Consider the following 16,956-nt stretch of genomic DNA (forward strand, 5'->3'; position numbering starts at 1 on the left):
TTTTTAATTCATGAAGGCAATCTTCTCACAAATCCTCCCAACGCAACTTTTAAAAAAGTTGCATCCAAAGGGAATGCCTCCTTCTCGAGTGTAAGCGAGGGATTTTGAAACCAAAGATTTCAAGACGCTTCGCTCAGAGGTATAGAAAATTGTTATTCTTTTTTTAATTCCATGATGGCAATCTTTTCGCAAACTCTTTCAACAACATTACCAAAACCTTTAATATCAAATACTTCTCTTATCTTTTTTTCCTTTTCCTCATTTAATTCTAAAACACTATCATCCACTTCTCCACCAATGATTTCTAAAACCTTGCTCAAAATCTCCTCATTCTCGCAAACTACGCAAATATTTCCGTCTTTTGCTCCGAAGAGTTTTATGGCATTTGTTATTTGTCTCTGTGCTGATGCTCTTACCAAAATCTCCATCCAAAATGAGTTGGTAATATTTTTTTTAGTTTTTGCTTGATTTATTGCATGAAGAATATGTTTTTTTGTTGCAATTAACTCCGCATTTAGTATTTGAAAAGGTAATTTTAACTTGAAGATATCTTGATTTATTTTGGCGTTTTTTACTCCTTTTATTATCATAACTTCCACCTACTAAAAAAATAAATTTTATACAAATAATGCTAATTTCGAAAGGTATTTATAACTATTTCCCATAGATAACACTTAGTACATATTTATTTATTATTGTGGGTTTTATACGTTCTTAATGTTTTTAATATTTTCTTGTTGTTTTATTATTTTTATATAGCTATAAGATTGGTGATTTATTTGCCTAATAGAAGTTTTCAAAGGCAAAGGGTTGTAAGGATAAAAAATTCTTCTGATTCATTTACAAATAAGTTAAGTGGAAAGATTGTCCAAATCCTCGTTGGTAGGTTGAAGAAAGGTATTGATTCAGGACAAATAATGTCCTTAAGAACTAAAAAAACACTTAGTTATGAGGAGTTTCTCCCAACATATAGTTTATTAGAAAGAATTACTGAGGAAAATAAGGAAATCATTGTAAAAGTTTATGAGATGAATATTATTGTAGAAATTACAAAGGAATTTAGAAATAAGGAATTATTAGATATTTTTGAGTTAAAGGAAGAACTCTGCTGTGAGGCAGAAGACCATGTAAAAAAATACAACATTGAAAAGTTTTTGGAGAGTTATACTGTATTTTGCTTTAGTGATTATGATAATCCAGATGAGTTTGTGCAAAATAACAAAAAAATTCTTGGTAGGTTGTTGAGGGGGCAGTATGAAGATGTTCCAGAGGAGTATATTGAGGAACTCCTTGAAAATAAATTAAAATATTCTGATAAGGATTTGATTATTTTGGATTGGGATAACGGAGTTATTTTAGATAAGAATGAGGATTTTTGGGAGGAAGTGGACATTGTTGAGTTAGCATGCGTTAGGGTTTTGAATTTGAGGGTTTTTGATTATATATTAAGTGAGAGGATAAAATACCTTCTCCAATTGGAATTGAACAAGTTGGGGTATTTCAGGTTGAGAAAGGTTTCAAAGGAGGTCTATGCTCAAAGAATCTCATATATCTCATATTTAGATGCTGTTGAGAGTGTTTTGATATTATATGGAGATAGGTATTATGCTGAGTTGTATGAAACATTATGTGAGATATTCTATGTTCCAGATTGGATAAAAAGGGTGGAGAAAAAGTTGGAGATGATAAATGATATCTATTCAATACTTAAAGAGCATATGGTTGAGTACTACAATCTAATATTGGAGGGAACAATAGTTGCTTTGATATTCATTGAGATTATATTTGCCTTACTGTAGAGGCAATTAATATTTAAAAATAACATTTTAAAAATAACATTTAGTAGGTGGTATTTTTGGAAAAGATTATTGTTAGATATGGTGAAATAGGAACAAAATCAAAACAAACAAGGAAGAGATTTGAAGAATTCCTTGCAAAGAGTATAAGAAAACTCCTTCAAAAATATGATATACATCCAGATGTTAGTATATTGCACACAAGGTTATTAGTAGAGGTTAATAAGGAAGATTTTGAAAAAACTCTTGAATTGCTAAAAAAAGTTCCTGGAATAAGTTCATTTAGTCCATGTATTGAGTGTAAGTTGGATATAGGCAATATTGTAAAAATTGCAAAGAAGGTTGTTAAGGATGAGTTAAAATCCATTGATAAGGATGAGATAACTTTTGCAGTAAAAACGCAGAGGGTTCAAAAATACTTCCCATTGACATCTCCTGAAATAAATAGCATTGTTGGAGAGAAAATTATGGGGGCATTTGGATTAAAAGTTGATTTAAAAAATCCAGATATACTTGTTGAAATAGAGGTTTTAAAGGATAAGGCATTTGTTTTCACAAAAAGAATTGAAGGTATTGGTGGGTTGCCAGTTGGAACTCAGGGGAATGTATTGGTTTTAATGTCTGATGGTATCGATAGTTCTGTTGCTACATATTTAATGGTAAGAAGGGGATGCAACGCCACGTTGTTACATTTGAAGTTATCGGAAGATGGACTTAAAAAAGTTAGAAATCTTGCAGAGATTTTAAGTGATTATGATTGTGATTTAAGGTTTGTGGTGAAGGACTTCAAGGATGAATTGAAAGATATAAAGGAAAAACTTGAAAAACTCAATAAGGAAGAATATACCTGCATTTTCTGTAAGAGAACTATGTTAAAAATAGCAGAGAAATATGCAAAGGATTTGGGTTGTGATGCCATCGTTACAGGGGATAATTTAGGGCAAGTGGCATCTCAAACCCTAAAGAACTTAAGGGCCATAAGTGAGGGAACTGAATTACCAATTTTAAGGCCTCTGATTGGAATGGATAAAAATGAAATAATAGAGATAGCAAAAAAAATAGGAACTTTTGAGGTTTCAACAAGTAAAGAGATTAGATGTTTTGCAGTTCCAAAATATCCAATAACAAAAGCAGATATTGAAAAAATTAGAGAAATTGAAAGAAAATTAAAAAATATAAAATGATAGTTTAATTAAAACAAAAATTTGCCAAAACTAAAACAATTACAGTTACCAGCATCATTGTAAGATCTTCAACCCCAATCTTTTTTTTGTAGGGGAATAAATCTGATCCATTTGAATAACATCTCGACAACATTGCAAGGTATGTTTTTTCTCCTTGCTCATAAGATCTCAAAAACAAATTCCCAACAGTGTAGCCAAATATATGGAGTATTTTTTTGTAAGATAGGTTTTTTCTATTAAATCCCCTTGATTTTTGTGCTTTTATTGTATTTTCAAGAACATCATACATCACAAACAAATATCTCACCATCAACCCCAAAAGCATAGCCATAATCTTTGGAAGTCCCAACTTCCTCCCTGCATTTATGATCTCATACATCGGTGTTGTGGATGATAGGAGAACTATACTCGTAACACTAACTAAAACCTTCAGAAATAGCAACATCCCAAACGTCAATCCTTCCTGGTATATTGGGATTCCAAATAAATAATAAATAACAGTTTTTCCCTTAATAAATGGTTGAAATAATGCAATAGTTCCTCCAAATGGCAATATTAAAGCAATTCTTTTAAATGTGTAAATTAATGACAATTTTGATAATACTATCAAAAATATCAAATAAATTTCAACTAAAAGTATTGCAAATATACTGTTGTACGCTGTTATATAGAAAATAATTAAAAGCGTTAAGATCAACTTAACTCTCGCATCCATTTTGTGGATTATACTCTCTTTAAAATTTTCCTTCTCAAGTGAAGACAATGAGATGTGCATAAAATCACCAAATTATAAAAATTTATTACAAAAAATAGTAATAGAGAAATATAAAACTTTAGTTTTTCCTTGCGATAGTAACAGTTACCCCATAAGCAACTGCCAACATTATTAAAATTCCGACAATCATTGCTATAATTTCTCCAACTTTATCCATGCCCTCGATAGCGTAGTCAGGCATTGGGGATGGGATGACTGTTCCCTCCTCTTCAAGTCCAATTTGTTGAAGGTTGTGGTGAAGGGCTTTCTCATTTACAATCTTTTCTGCTGCACTTTCCAATCCATCTGGATTTGGAGATGCTAAAAACGGTGCCAAAATACCAATTACCAAAGATATTACCAATCCATACATTAGGATTTTTTTATTGTCCATTTAATATCACCTTATTTAATAGATGATTTTATTCACTAACTGTTGATTTTGCCCCAATTACCTCAGGTTTTACATTTGAAAGATAGGCAATGACTATTGCTGTTATTGCCCCTTCAATTATTCCAATACACGCGTGGTAGAGACCCATGTAGTAGAGCCCTTTGTCCAATGGGAATGTTCCAGCAATTGCCATCTCTATTGCACATACTATTGCAGATAAGAACAATCCAGTCCATCCTGCAATGAATGCAGCAACTGGAGTTCCAACATTTTTCAATGCTTTAAATACATAGTAACCTACAAAAGAACAAACAATTCCCATGTTGAAGATATTTGCCCCCATAACCAACAATCCACCATCAGCGAAGAAAACACCTTGAACAATTAAAACCAATGTCAACATTAGAACTCCAGCCCATGGGCTATCAAAGATAATGCTTGTTAAAGCACCACCAACCATGTGACCACTTGTTCCCCATGGAATTGGCATGTTCATTGCTTGAATAGCGAATATACCTGCTGCTAAAGCAGCGAACAATGGAACTTTTTTCTCATCAAGTTCTTTTGATGCCCATTTCAAGGACATCGCAATAAATGCCAAAGATATCAACCAAAAAATACCACATTCCCATAGTGGCATAAATCCATCTGGTATGTGCATAGTTTCACCTTTTTTTACTATTTCACACTTGTGAATGGTTTAGTAATACAGTAATACCTAATATTGATATTTCATATTTATAATTTTCTATAAAATTTTTTGTAATAATTTGGAATATTACTTGATTATAGGTATTATTCAAATAATACTAAATTTTTAAAAAAATTATGAGGTAATTGTTACTATTTAATCAAAAAAATTATTAAATTAATAAAAGTTATTAAGTTTGTAAATTGTAGGGTTATATTCCATTTTCCACCATTTGTTAGAATGTGTTAAACAATTGATAACGTACTCGCAGAACGATTGTGGAAATCTATAAATGCTTATATACTCCAACACCATAATAGATTAAGTTTAAGTTAGGAGTATAAGGAAAAATTTGCAAAACAACTATTTATATTCCCCTATTCACACTCGAATAACTTGTAAACACCATATACAAATGTAAGGGTGAAATAATGCCAACAATAAATGTTAAAAAATCAGATTTGGAAAGATTGGTCAATATGGACTTATCTGATGCATTTATAGAGGAAAAGTTTCCTATGATGGGTGTTGAAGTAGAAGAGATTTTTAAGGAAGATTGTGAAAAAGTCGTTCAATTTTCAATAAACCCCAATAGGCCTGATTACTTAAGTGTTGAAGGATTAGCAAGAGGATTTAGGGGTTTTATTGGAATAGAAACTGGATTAAAAAGATACGATGTTTATGAGAGTGATATAAAGATTTATGTTGAAGATGTTAAAACAAGGCCGTATATTGCCTTTGCATTGGTTAAGAATGTGCAAATTGATGATGCTGTTTTGGAGAGTATAATAAACTTGCAGGAAAAATTACATTGGACTATTGGAAGGGACAGAAAAAAGGTGGCAATTGGTATTCACGATGCCGATAAGGTTGAATCACCATTTTACTACAAGGAAGTGGATGAAGATGGGATAAAATTCATTCCTTTAAATGCTGAGGAAGAGATGACTCCAAAAGAGATTTTAGAGAAGCATGAAAAGGGTATAAAATATGCCCACTTAATAAATGATAGATTTCCAATAATTTTGGATAAAAATGGCAATGTCTTATCAATGCCTCCAATAATCAACGGAATTCTAACAAAAGTCACAACAGAAACAAGGAACTTATTGATTGATGTTACTGGAACTGATAAAAACGCAGTTGAAAATACCTTGAACATCATAGTAACTGCACTTGCAGATAGGGGGGGAACAATATTCAAAACTGAGGTAATATACAAGGATGAAAAAATAACCTATCCTAACTTAGAACCAAAGATTAAAGAAACAACTCCAGAATTTATAAACAAAACCTTGGGATTAAATTTAAATGTTGGGGAAATTGTCTCATGCCTTAGGAAGGGAAGAATGGACTCAATTTATGAAAATGGAAGGTTAAAGATATTTATTCCTCCTTATAGAGTTGACATATTGCATGAAGTTGATTTTGCTGAAGAAGTAGCAATAAACTACGGTTATGATAAATTTACAGGAGAGTATCCAATTATTGGAACAATTGGAGAAGTTAATAAATTAGAGAAAAAATGTGATTTTATAAGAGAAATTATGATTGGATTGGACTTTTATGAGGTTGTAAACTTAACACTCTCAAATCAAAAGATACTATTTGAAAATATGAGGTTGGATGTTGATGAAAAGGATTATATTGAGGTTTTAAAGCCTGCATCAGTTGAGCATAGGGTTGTTAGAACATCGATATTGCCTTTATTGTTAGAAACATTAAGAATAAACAAGCACAAAGAACTCCCGCAAAGAATATTTGAAATTGGAGATTGTGTGGTTATAGATGAGAACTTTGAGACAAGGGGGAGAACCATAAAGAAGATTGCTGGAGTCGTTATTCACCCAACTGCAAATTTCAATGAAATAAAAAGTTATGTTGAGGCACTTTTAAGGGAATTGAAAATCAACTATGAACTTGAAAGTTATAAGCATCCTTCATTTATAGATGGAAGATGTGCAAAAATAATATCTAATGGGAAGGGTATTGGATGCTTTGGAGAAATCCATCCAGAGGTTATTCTTAATTTTGATTTAGAGCATCCGATAGTTGGTTTTGAGATTGAGATCGAATAAATTTTTATATTTTTTATAGAATTATTTAATGGACTATTAATTAATTGAACTTGAAACGGTTTAAATAAGATACAAAAAAGGTATTAAAAGATCATGGAGGTATTTTTATTCTTTATTGTACTCATCATAATAATTTGCATTAGCAATAGCATGGGCTGCAAATGGACATAGTATTAAATAAACCAACGCCAATAATGGCTGGTTCATTATTAGCATAATAATTATGCATGCTATATCAATAACACCAGCAATGTGCAATCTTGCATAGAGGATGTTTTTTCTATCTTCCTCCATCCAAAGCCTTATAGATGCCAACAAAATTCCTATCGAAGATACGATGAGAACAACATTATCAAGCACAGTCCCACCATAATTGTTAATGATTAATCATTATAATTTGACTACTGCAATATATAATTTTTGGTGATATGATGTTTATTGTATTTGAGGGTATAGATGGAAGTGGAAAAACCACACAGGCAAAGTTGTTGGCAAAAAAATTGAATGCATTTTACACCTATGAACCAACAGATGGATTAATTGGGAGATTAATAAGGGAAATTTTAAAGGGGGAGAAAAAATGTGAAAAAGAAACTCTTGCACTGATGTTCGCTGCTGATAGGGTTGAGCATATTAGATTAATTGAAGAAAAACTTAGAGAATCCCATGTTGTTTGTGATAGATATCTCTACTCATCCATTGCCTATCAAACATCCCAAGGTGTTGATGAGGACTTTATTTTGCAGATAAATAGATTTGCAAAGAAACCAGATGTTGTTGTTTTGCTTACTGTTGATATAGAAGAAGGGATTAAAAGGTTGGGAAAAGAAAAGGAGATTTTTGAGAAGGAAAGGTTCTTAAAAAAGGTTCAAAACAAGTATTTGGAACTTGCAAAAAAGGAGGATTTTATTGTTATTGATACTACAAACAGAAGTATCGATGATGTGCATGAGGATGTGCTAAATCAAATAAATGTAAAACTTTAAAATGTAAAAAATAGTATGATATAGTAAGGAATATATAATGAATGAGATATAATGAATAGCATTACAATCTATGGGGAGGAGGAACGGTAAAATGTATACAATGAAAATCAAAGAAAAGGAGTTATCTGTTAAATGTAGTGGGGGAAATATCGTATTGGAATTAAGGGAAGAAAGTGGGGAAGAAATAAGTTCTATGACCTTAGATAAAGAATCAGCAGCATTGTTTTCTGTGTTGTTAAATGAAGGTATTGTTACTGCAGAAAAAATAAACAAAGATTTCAAAAAAGATGGAGTAATATTGAAGAAGATACAAGATGTAGGAACATGTTTTGCAAGTGATGGGAGGTTATCAATAGCGGTTCTTCCAGCAGATGAAAAAAGAACTGCATCTATGATAATAGGCATGCATAAAGAGGATGAGCATGCATCAATTGTCATGAAACCTAAGAAAGCAGCATATTTGAGTTTATTGATCGTAGAGGTAATAAAATCACTTATAAATAAAAATTAAATAATTTCATCAAACTTTATTTGCCTATCCTCTCCTACAAGTTCTTTGAAATCTATGGCAATAACCTGTATTTTTTTGTAATCTAAGGCATAGTTTTTTCCATCTGTATGCAATAGATGGGGGTTTATAAATAGCCATTTTCCTTTAATTTTTAATGCAAGGTAAGGTTTTCCCCCAAAGGTTTCTGAGAATGATATTAACTTGTCGATATCCTCTTTTTTAACGTAAAATTTTTCCTTTGATGTTGATTTACACTCAAATATGTAAATAGTCCCATTTCTTCCTGCAATTATGTCCACTCCATGACTTCCCGCACTCCTAACTACAGCAAAACCCTTTTCCTCAAGAGATTTTTTTAATTCCCTTTCAAAATTACTCCCTTTCCTATACATCATCCTCACAATGAGATTTATTTTAATTCCTCATCAATAATCTTTATAAATGCTTTAATATCAAGTTTATGTTTTTCGATTTTTTCTTCATCTACTTTTTCCATTGGGAGGATTCCTTCCTTCTCAATTTCATCTAATGCCTCTGCAATCTTATTCAATACTCTTTGTTCTGCCTCTAATTGGTGAAATCCTTCTCTCGGCCCCCCTCCCCTAAATGCCCTACATCTCCTCTTATCCCAAATTGGGAATCCCCTATCTTTACAAAATATCTTATTCTTTTCAAGATTTCTAACTATATTTGTCACTTCATCAACAACATCATCTTCTCCTTCAATATATGCTCCAAAGCACGTTTCCTTAACATTTATGTCATAATTCAATGAATTCAAGAATCTGAATAGTTTTGATGGTGTGGTTTCTGCATTATCTGCTAAAACTATTACCTTGGTTTTCATTTTTCCACCCTATAATTTTTTATTTTATTATATCCCTATACCACCTATAATAATTCTTCTCCACATATCCCCTAACTTCATCTGGTTCCAATCCATTTATATATGCATAAGAAGCAATGCCTCCAGCACCAACCCCTTCTTTTACAGAGCCCCTACAATATGCCTTTAAACCATCAATTTTCGCTTTTTCATAGTTAAATTTTGATGCAAGTATTGGAACGTCCCCTATCTGCTCAACAATTCCTTTCAAATCAGCATTCTTATCATTTAAAACAAATTCCGTTGTCCCTATTGAAATTAGTCCACTTTTTATAGCATCTTTATCTATCTCCTTTATCACCGCAAGAACACTTGCCATCTGTGTTCCACCAGCCAAAATTACTGGTTTTTTATTTTCCACTGCTGCAACTGCCATACCTGCAACGGTAGGCATCATGGTATCTCCAACAGCATTTAAAACATCAAAAACACAACTCTTTCCAATCTCTATTTTTGCACTTTTTAATCCACTTCTTACAACCTCCATTTTTAACTCGTGGGGGTTATTTACTGAACCGGAACTTACCTTTCCCTCTGCATCATAACCCAAACCAACTAAAATGCCTAATGCAGTTGTTGTTCCTCCAGGGACACTCTCACCAATAATCAAACAATCATAAATTAAATTTTTTCCGAGGGTGTAGCCTTTTTCAAATAACTCCTTAGAGTTCTCCATTGCCTTTCCTTTTCTTATATCTCCAGTGGGGTTTTCATTTACCTTTATGTATGGAACGTTTGGTTTAACAAAACATCCAGCATCAATAGTTAGAGTGGGGATGTTTTTTAAATCCATGCATGCCCTTGTAATTGTTGCTGGAGAAGGGCAGCCAGTTGCATCTATTGGTGGAGTGGGGAGGCAGATACTTTTTCCCAAAACCACCAACTCCATATCAGCGGCTGGTGTGTAGGCGATAACATCCCTATGCACACCAGATATTGGGACGTATTTTGTTGTTTCAATAGATGCGATAACACAAGAAAATAATCCCTTTTTACCCTTTATTTCATCCAAAAATCCATTTTCATTAATTGTTATTAATGGCATATTCCCACTTTGTGTTTTTTATGAGCATGCATTGCTAAATACATATTTTCCATAATGCTATATATAGTATACCAAAAATAAAATGCATTCCTAAAATTTTTATATTTTGTTTTTTTATGTAATAACCATCAAAAATATCTCTACGGTGATAATGATGGCACATAAGATTTGCGTAATAGAGGGAGATGGAATTGGAAAAGAAGTTGTTCCAGCAAGTATTAATGTTTTAGAAGCAACTGGTGTGGATTTTGAATTTATATATGCAGAGGCGGGAGATGAGGTTTTTGAAAAAACAGGAAAGGCATTGCCAGAAGAAACAGTTGAGAAAGCATTAGAAAGTGATGCAGTATTCTTTGGAGCAGCAGGAGAGACAGCAGCAGATGTTATCGTTAAATTAAGGCAGATTTTAAAAACCTACGCAAATGTTAGACCAGTTAAGGCATATAAAGGAATAAATTGCCTAAGGGATGATATTGATTATGTAATTGTTAGGGAAAACACTGAAGGTCTCTACAAGGGATTAGAGGCAGAGATTGATGAAGGAATAACAACAGCAACAAGAGTAATAACAAGAAAGGCATGTGAAAGGATATTTAAATTTGCATTTGAATTGGCAAGGGATAGAAAGAAACAAGGAAAAGAAGGAAAAGTAACTTGTGCTCACAAGGCAAATGTCTTAAAAGTAACTGATGGATTGTTTAAGAAGGTGTTCTATGAGGTTGCAGAGGAATACGATGATATTAAAGTAGAGGACTACTATATCGATGCAATGAACATGTACATCATAACAAAACCTCAGGTGTTTGATGTTGTTGTTACATCCAACTTGTTTGGGGATATCTTATCAGATGGTGCAGCAGGAACTGTTGGAGGTTTAGGATTGGCTCCATCAGCAAACATTGGGGATGAGCATGGGTTATTTGAGCCAGTCCATGGTTCAGCCCCAGATATTGCAGGGAAGGGAATAGCAAATCCAACAGCAACAATATTAAGTGGAGTCTTAATGCTTAGATATTTGAAGGAGTTTGAAGCAGCAGATAAAATAGAGAAGGCATTGGAAGAAGTTTTAGCAGCGGGTTTAACAACTCCTGACTTGGGAGGGAAATTAAATACCTTCCAAATGGCAGAAGAGGTTGCAAAAAGAGTTGAAAAATAATAATTTTTTTATTTTCATTTATTTTCAAGATTTTCTAAGATTCTTTTTAAGGTTACTACTATTGGTGTTGGATTGTGGAATGCCCTAACAAAGTATGTCTCTACACCATTCTCTTTTAATGTATTTACAAAGTCCTCTTTCATTTCTCTACCAAATACAATTCCTATGGTTTTTGCCTTATATTTGTGCATGTAGGTTATTGTATAACTAACTCCTGCATCGTTGTGGACAAAACTGATGATATAATCCACATCAAACGCCTCCTTCAACCCCTCATCAATCTCTTGAAATCCAACATTTTTTATATATAACTTTTCTGGATCTGCAGTTTCAACCAATCTCAATGCTGCAGGATTTGCAGAAACAAAAACCTCATAACCTTTCTTCTTTAGCATATTTGTTAAATAAATAAATGATGGAACCAAAACTGGAGGTTCTGGACATCCAAGTAATATTAAAACCCTCATAATTTCACCAGAATTTTAATTTTGATAGTATTCCTTTTTTATCTTTTTTATTTTTGTTTTCTTTATCTTTTTCTAATTCTCTATCTTTTTCTTCTTCAGTTTTAATCTTTAAAACAAAAGTCCCATAGCATGGTTTTGTGTATGGGAATATTACATAGTTATCTTCATAAGCAATAGGAATTGGTGGGATTCCAATTAAAAAAATCCCTTCGAATATTTCCTCTCCTGCGTTCACTTCCTTAACATTTTTAAAATTTTTTCTTATAAATTCTGCACACTCCTTAAACCCTCCTTTATATAGAATTTCATAGTTTAATTTATCAATACATGACATAATTTCACCATGGGTGTTTTATGGTGTCAATTACAATGCATTAAATAAATATTTTTTGCCTCGTTGTTTGCGAATTTTTTTGAAGTAGTTTCTATACTTCAAATTTTGAATAAATCAAATAATTTCCTAATTTATAGAAGTTATGCGACATCTAACGCAAACAATTTCTAATTAATACACCATTCTACATTCAAAATACTCAACATCCCTTTCTTTTAACTCATTTATTAAATCATCCTCTTTACCTTCATCAACTAAAATTATAACACACCCGCCTCCCCCCGCACCTGTTAATTTAGCCCCATAACCATAAATTTTCCCAATTTCAACAACTTCATCCAATTTTAGCGTTGAAACTCCCAATTCCTTTAGTAAATTGTGGTTCATATTCATCAATTTCCCAAATTCATTTTTATTAAAAGTTATTTTTGATTTTTCAACAATATTCCCAATTTTTCTAAAGATTTCATCCTTATTTTTATGCTTCGCAACTTCATTAACCAGTTCAGATGTTTTCTTTTTTCTCTCTTCACAATAGCATATTAAAAACTTACAACTTTTGATGAATTCTTTTAATTCTCCTTTTATTCTTTTAATGTTATTCCTTTCAATTTCTAAGAGTCCTTTGTAGGTTATCGTTGCAGTATCTGTTGCACTCGCCTTTCCCTGAACTTCTTTCTCAACACCAAAACCAATTTTGGCAACTTCGTCATCATTCAAATAAGATCCATAAAATTTTGATATACCCCTTATTGTTGATATGGTTGCTGATGCGGAAGAACCTAAACCACAACTTATTGGAATTTGGGAGGTTAAAGTTAATTTAAATGATCTTAAATCCCTCAAATCTAAATTTTTGTGTGAAGATAAGTAGAGAAGAGTGTTTTTTATTGCACATAACACATATTTAAAATCTCCATATTCGTTGACATCTAAATTCAATATCTCCTCAATTGGAATTTCCAAACGCTTTTTTAAATCCTTTAAATTGATGATTGTTGTATCGCTTTCTTCTACTGTGCATGTTGTCTTTAAATCAATTGCCATTGATATTGCCCTATATCCATAAACCACAGCGTGCTCTCCAAATAAAATAACCTTTGCAGGACTCTCCACCAATACCATTTAATCACCTTAACCAATAATAACAGTTCCCTTAACATTTCCAATTAACGCATTGTATATATTGCCATTTTTGTTTCCATTGAAAATAACTGTCTTTACTCCCATTTTATATGCTTCCATAACTTTCAAATACATTCCACCAGTGACATCTATTCCTTTTGAGTCTTTTAGCATCTTTAAAACATCATCTATATTACTCTTATCAATCTTTTCAATAACCTCTCCATTCTCATCCAAAACACCATCTACATCTGAAGCATGTAAACTCAAATCAACATCCAACTTTTTGGTTAAATATGGCAAAATATGGTCCCCAGATAGGATTTTATAATTGCCATCTTCATCCACAACAATATCTCCATGAACAACAGGAACTAAATCTCTTTTCAAAAGTTCTTTAATGGCACTTAAATCAAAAATTAAATTACCATCATTCTTAAAAACCACGAAGGAAGATGGCTGAATAGACACAGCAGGGATATCATAGAAGTGGAGTGTATCAATAACTAAGTTGTTGAATCTCCTCATTGCCTTTTGAATTTCCCAAAACCCCTTTTGCATATTGCAAAATTTCCCATCTTTTAGATACTTTTTTGCAACAGGATGTCCAAAAGAGCCACCACCATGAACAATCATTAAATTTAATTTTTCGCCTTTTTCTTTATAATATCCCATAGCATTTCTTATCTCTTCCCCAAACCTCTCTAAGTTGTCCCATTTAACTGAAAAAGGCACATTTTTGTCAGATAAAATACTCCCTCCAAGTTTTAAAATAATTAACATCATATCCACCATTTTTTAATAAAATGAAAATTTTAAATTATATCATGGGGAATCTGTTTTATTTTAAATTCTGTTTTTAAAGGATACTCTTTTTTATCGATTTTAAATCCCTTTTCTGAGATAACTAACATTGGCAATAACAACTTAAAATGTTCTCTTTCGATAAATTTTTTTAAATCTTCTAATGCAGCATTAAGCCCAACTTTTTCTACTTCAATAGGGATTGGTATTTCAATGTCATAATCTCTTGAGAAAATATTTAATTTTAATTTTAAAATTAAAACAATATCTGGAGAATCTATTAGTTTGTAGTTTGGGATGATATCCATATCTTCAACTTTAACAGTAATTTCCCCATTTTTCTTTTTTTCCAATAGTTTTTCATAAAATTCATCTTCAGAAATCATAAATTTAAAACCTCCTTTACAAGTGGTTTTAGGTAAATAATGAAATTTTTTAGTGTTTCTTTATTAGCATCAAAATCATCTAATTCACCCTTTAAGAATTTAATTATTACTTCAAAATCATTTCCTATTTTTGTTTGAAGTTCTTTTTTGTAATTTTCAAGTTTTTGTTTTAATTCGTAATAATTCTCTGGAATTGTTTCATCTTCCCTATTTAAAATTTTTTGATAGTAGAGAATATCTTTCCTCATATTTTCATATTCAGATTTTATATTTTCATATTTGCTCAAAAATTCATCAACTTCTTTAAAGTTCATTTTTGAAATTTTATGGTTTATTTTTTCTAAATATTTAATTGCATTATAGACATTTTCAATTTTATCTACGTCATTTTCATTCTCAATATTTATGTTATCAAAATATTTAGCAACCGTTTTTAATTTACAAGAAAATTCATAAATATTTGGGATAAAATATTGGTTTCTATATAGATTTTCTAACACCAAATAAACATCCCCAAATTCAGTTTTTGTTTCTTCTTTAATGTCGTTTAATTTATTATTCAATTCATCTAAGTTCTTTTCAGGCAAATACTCTATTTTTCCATACAAGACCTGCTTCCAAAATTTTATTTCCTCTTTAATTTCATTGCATTTATTTTCTAATTGTTTCTTAAAGTTATCAAGTTCTTCTTTTAACTCTGACAAACTTGAACAATCAAGATTCTCAGTATCTACCCCATACTCTTCAACTTCATCTAAAATTTCATTTATCTTATTAATTAAATTAATTTCATCTTTTTTAATTTTTATACCAAACTTTTTCTCAATTCTTTGAATATTTTCAGCAATCTCTTTAAATTCCTCAATTGATATGTTTCTGTCAACATATTTTTCCAATAATTTATCGAGTAGCTCCTTGCTTTTTATTTTCTCTTCCCATCTTTCTAAATTGTCAATATTTTCTACAATATCACCTAACCATAAATTGATAGATTCTATATTGTTCTCGTCATCTAAAAATTTAAAAGGTAATTTATTAGATATTATATTAAATAACCTTTCATATTTTTTTATCTCATTTAGTAAGTTAATTGTTTCATCAATTTTATTATCATCAAAAAAATCATCTCTTATATTACTAATTCTTATTCCCAAGTTTTTTAATTTATTTTTTCTTTTATATCTTATTGGATTTTTGATTGATTGTGATAACTTGTTAAAGTAGTCGTCAATATTTTTCTTTGTCAACCTTCCACCAAATTTGGGAAGGTTTTCTTTATCTTCCTCTGAAAGATGACTATAGCAAGTTTCTAATAATTTTTCAATCTTTAATTTTGTTTTATTAATCTCTTCTATTTTAATGGTCAACATATCGTTAATACTTTCAATATTGCTTATGCTACTCATTGTCTCCCCTCCCAAAGGCTATATTTTTTCAATACCTCCTTGAAATTATTTAACTCAATTCTTAACTCCTCAAAATTCTTTATTAATTTTCTAAGTAGTTGTGTTTTTGTTTCTAATTTGTTTTTAACGTCATAAATTGTATAGTCATCATAGGATTCCTCAAATTTTAAAGTCTCTACTATGGTTTCCTTTATTTTTTTAGAATTTATACTTTCTTCTAAATAATCTAAGATTCCTGAATTTTCCTTAAGATATTTGATAATAATATCTTTTATTTCAATTAAATCATTATATTTCTGTTCAATATCAACTAAATCTGAATATAATTTATTAATCTTTGATTCAATTTTTTCTAAAGTGTCATTTAGATATAGCATATAAATACATTTTGGGAGTTTTCCAGTGAATTCTTAGTTATTTAGTTCTTCAAGTCCCTCTAATGAACTTATAATATTTTCCTCTTCATCAGTAAATTTTAAATCTGCACCTATCTCATATATTTTTCTTTTTATTCCTATAATTTTTTCTAATTTTAAAATACACTCTTCTAATTCATTTTTTAATCTATTAATATCCTCAATGTCAAACTCATCTCTTTTAGCTCTCCAAAATGCTTCCAATATTTTTTTATAGTTCTCATCATCGGACAATTTTTTAAAATCATCACGATTTAAAAAGTTAACTAACCTTTCTAATATTTCTATTTCATTTTCATTCCAAAATATTTTTAATTCTTAATTGATGGTGAATCTTCAACATTTCCATCTTTCATTCTCAGTAAAAGATGGTCAGCTAATGTCGGTAGCCCTCTACCAATTCCAAGATTTGAACATTTTCCTTTTGGTCTATCTGTTTTAAATAATCCTCTAAGTTTGGATAAATTTTCTTTATCTTTAAATGACAAGTTATAAAATGCAAGTGAAAGTCCAGATATTATTGACATTATGCTATCT

General features: G+C 31.0%; 23 protein-coding genes. 6 read left to right on the forward strand and 17 right to left on the reverse strand.

The annotated features are described in order from the left end of the window. Positions 1-152: 152 nt before the first annotated feature. On the reverse strand, positions 153-590 hold the full coding sequence (cgi121, locus tag METFODRAFT_RS00575) for a KEOPS complex subunit Cgi121 (RefSeq protein WP_007043557.1): 438 nt from the start codon (positions 588-590) through the stop codon (positions 153-155). 180 nt (positions 591-770) lie between these two features. Between cgi121 and METFODRAFT_RS00580 the strand changes: the two genes are divergently transcribed. Together METFODRAFT_RS00580 and thiI are read left to right on the forward strand one after the other, a co-directional pair. Then, positions 771-1,799 (forward strand): hypothetical protein, encoded by a 1,029-nt coding sequence (locus METFODRAFT_RS00580; protein WP_007043558.1) that lies wholly within the window; start codon positions 771-773, stop codon positions 1,797-1,799. Between the two features lie 56 nt (positions 1,800-1,855). Next, entirely contained in the window at positions 1,856-2,980 is a 1,125-nt protein-coding gene (gene thiI, locus METFODRAFT_RS00585) for a tRNA uracil 4-sulfurtransferase ThiI (RefSeq protein ID WP_007043559.1), read from the forward strand. A gap of 4 nt (positions 2,981-2,984) precedes the next feature. Here the strand turns inward: thiI and cbiQ are convergent, their stop codons facing one another. Genes cbiQ through cbiM form a run of 3 tightly spaced genes read right to left on the reverse strand, consistent with a single transcriptional unit; the run spans position 2,985 to position 4,789 of the window. Further along, on the reverse strand, positions 2,985-3,755 hold the full coding sequence (gene cbiQ, locus METFODRAFT_RS00590) for a cobalt ECF transporter T component CbiQ (RefSeq protein WP_007043560.1): 771 nt from the start codon (positions 3,753-3,755) through the stop codon (positions 2,985-2,987). A 58-nt stretch (positions 3,756-3,813) separates the two neighbouring features. Further along, a complete protein-coding gene (locus METFODRAFT_RS00595) occupies positions 3,814-4,128 on the reverse strand; it encodes a PDGLE domain-containing protein (protein WP_007043561.1) in 315 nt (104 codons plus the stop codon). 28 nt (positions 4,129-4,156) lie between these two features. After that, positions 4,157-4,789: a cobalt transporter CbiM gene (gene cbiM / locus METFODRAFT_RS00600; protein WP_007043562.1), complete on the reverse strand. Its 633-nt coding sequence runs from the start codon at positions 4,787-4,789 to the stop codon at positions 4,157-4,159. Between the two features lie 461 nt (positions 4,790-5,250). On the opposite strand from cbiM, the gene pheT reads away from it, so the two are divergent. Then, positions 5,251-6,897, forward strand: a complete 1,647-nt coding sequence (pheT, locus tag METFODRAFT_RS00605; protein WP_007043563.1) for a phenylalanine--tRNA ligase subunit beta — start codon at positions 5,251-5,253, stop codon at positions 6,895-6,897. Positions 6,898-7,002: 105 nt separating this feature from the next. On the opposite strand, the gene METFODRAFT_RS00610 is transcribed toward pheT, so the two are convergent. Further along, positions 7,003-7,257: a cation:proton antiporter gene (locus METFODRAFT_RS00610; protein ID WP_007043564.1), complete on the reverse strand. Its 255-nt coding sequence runs from the start codon at positions 7,255-7,257 to the stop codon at positions 7,003-7,005. Between the two features lie 71 nt (positions 7,258-7,328). Here METFODRAFT_RS00610 and tmk point away from each other — a divergent pair, with 71 nt between their 5' ends. Beyond that, entirely contained in the window at positions 7,329-7,883 is a 555-nt protein-coding gene (gene tmk / locus METFODRAFT_RS00615; RefSeq protein WP_048115171.1) for a dTMP kinase, read from the forward strand. Positions 7,884-7,974: 91 nt separating this feature from the next. Continuing rightward, on the forward strand, positions 7,975-8,394 hold the full coding sequence (locus METFODRAFT_RS00620; protein WP_007043566.1) for a hypothetical protein: 420 nt from the start codon (positions 7,975-7,977) through the stop codon (positions 8,392-8,394). Here METFODRAFT_RS00620 and hjc read toward each other — a convergent pair. From hjc to cobT, 3 genes are read right to left on the reverse strand one after another with little or no spacing between them, the layout of a single operon-like run. Further along, the gene (hjc, locus tag METFODRAFT_RS00625; protein ID WP_007043567.1) at positions 8,391-8,786 is read right to left on the reverse strand and encodes a Holliday junction resolvase Hjc; all 396 of its coding nucleotides are present in this window, start codon (positions 8,784-8,786) and stop codon (positions 8,391-8,393) included. The two genes, METFODRAFT_RS00620 and hjc, sit on opposite strands and share 4 nt — an antisense overlap. A 17-nt stretch (positions 8,787-8,803) precedes the next feature. Further along, positions 8,804-9,241 (reverse strand): methanogenesis marker 6 protein, encoded by a 438-nt coding sequence (locus METFODRAFT_RS00630; RefSeq protein WP_007043568.1) that lies wholly within the window; start codon positions 9,239-9,241, stop codon positions 8,804-8,806. Positions 9,242-9,260: 19 nt separating this feature from the next. Next, positions 9,261-10,325 carry a nicotinate mononucleotide-dependent phosphoribosyltransferase CobT gene (gene cobT / locus METFODRAFT_RS00635; protein WP_007043569.1) on the reverse strand — a complete coding sequence of 355 codons (1,065 nt, stop codon included), beginning with the start codon at positions 10,323-10,325 and terminating at the stop codon, positions 9,261-9,263. Positions 10,326-10,479: 154 nt separating this feature from the next. Between cobT and leuB the strand changes: the two genes are divergently transcribed. After that, positions 10,480-11,481, forward strand: coding sequence for a bifunctional 3-isopropylmalate/3-methylmalate dehydrogenase (gene leuB, locus METFODRAFT_RS00640; RefSeq protein ID WP_048115174.1), 1,002 nt, complete (start codon positions 10,480-10,482; stop codon positions 11,479-11,481). Between the two features lie 14 nt (positions 11,482-11,495). Here the strand turns inward: leuB and METFODRAFT_RS00645 are convergent, their stop codons facing one another. The 9 genes from METFODRAFT_RS00645 to METFODRAFT_RS00685 form a co-directional block, all read right to left on the reverse strand. Then, a complete protein-coding gene (locus METFODRAFT_RS00645) occupies positions 11,496-11,948 on the reverse strand; it encodes a DUF1890 domain-containing protein (RefSeq protein WP_007043571.1) in 453 nt (150 codons plus the stop codon). A gap of 4 nt (positions 11,949-11,952) precedes the next feature. Further along, positions 11,953-12,282, reverse strand: a complete 330-nt coding sequence (locus tag METFODRAFT_RS00650) for a DUF1894 domain-containing protein (protein WP_007043572.1) — start codon at positions 12,280-12,282, stop codon at positions 11,953-11,955. A 171-nt stretch (positions 12,283-12,453) separates the two neighbouring features. After that, on the reverse strand, positions 12,454-13,407 hold the full coding sequence (mvk, locus tag METFODRAFT_RS00655) for a mevalonate kinase (RefSeq protein ID WP_007043573.1): 954 nt from the start codon (positions 13,405-13,407) through the stop codon (positions 12,454-12,456). A gap of 9 nt (positions 13,408-13,416) precedes the next feature. After that, positions 13,417-14,190, reverse strand: a complete 774-nt coding sequence (locus tag METFODRAFT_RS00660) for an isopentenyl phosphate kinase (protein ID WP_007043574.1) — start codon at positions 14,188-14,190, stop codon at positions 13,417-13,419. 32 nt (positions 14,191-14,222) lie between these two features. Next, complete coding sequence (locus tag METFODRAFT_RS00665; protein ID WP_007043575.1) at positions 14,223-14,597, reverse strand: hypothetical protein; 375 nt, start codon at positions 14,595-14,597, stop codon at positions 14,223-14,225. Continuing rightward, entirely contained in the window at positions 14,594-16,003 is a 1,410-nt protein-coding gene (locus METFODRAFT_RS00670; protein WP_007043576.1) for a hypothetical protein, read from the reverse strand. The genes METFODRAFT_RS00665 and METFODRAFT_RS00670 overlap by 4 nt, the downstream gene beginning before the upstream one ends. Further along, entirely contained in the window at positions 16,000-16,380 is a 381-nt protein-coding gene (locus METFODRAFT_RS00675; RefSeq protein WP_007043577.1) for a hypothetical protein, read from the reverse strand. The genes METFODRAFT_RS00670 and METFODRAFT_RS00675 overlap by 4 nt, the downstream gene beginning before the upstream one ends. A gap of 33 nt (positions 16,381-16,413) precedes the next feature. Then, positions 16,414-16,653, reverse strand: a complete 240-nt coding sequence (locus METFODRAFT_RS00680; protein WP_007043578.1) for a hypothetical protein — start codon at positions 16,651-16,653, stop codon at positions 16,414-16,416. Positions 16,654-16,730: 77 nt separating this feature from the next. Beyond that, positions 16,731-16,946, reverse strand: a complete 216-nt coding sequence (locus METFODRAFT_RS00685) for a hypothetical protein (protein WP_007043579.1) — start codon at positions 16,944-16,946, stop codon at positions 16,731-16,733. Positions 16,947-16,956: the final 10 nt, after the last annotated feature.

It is taken from the genome of Methanotorris formicicus Mc-S-70, from assembly GCF_000243455.1.
GTDB classification, from domain to species: domain Archaea; phylum AGJL01; class Methanococci; order Methanococcales; family Methanococcaceae; genus Methanotorris; species Methanotorris formicicus.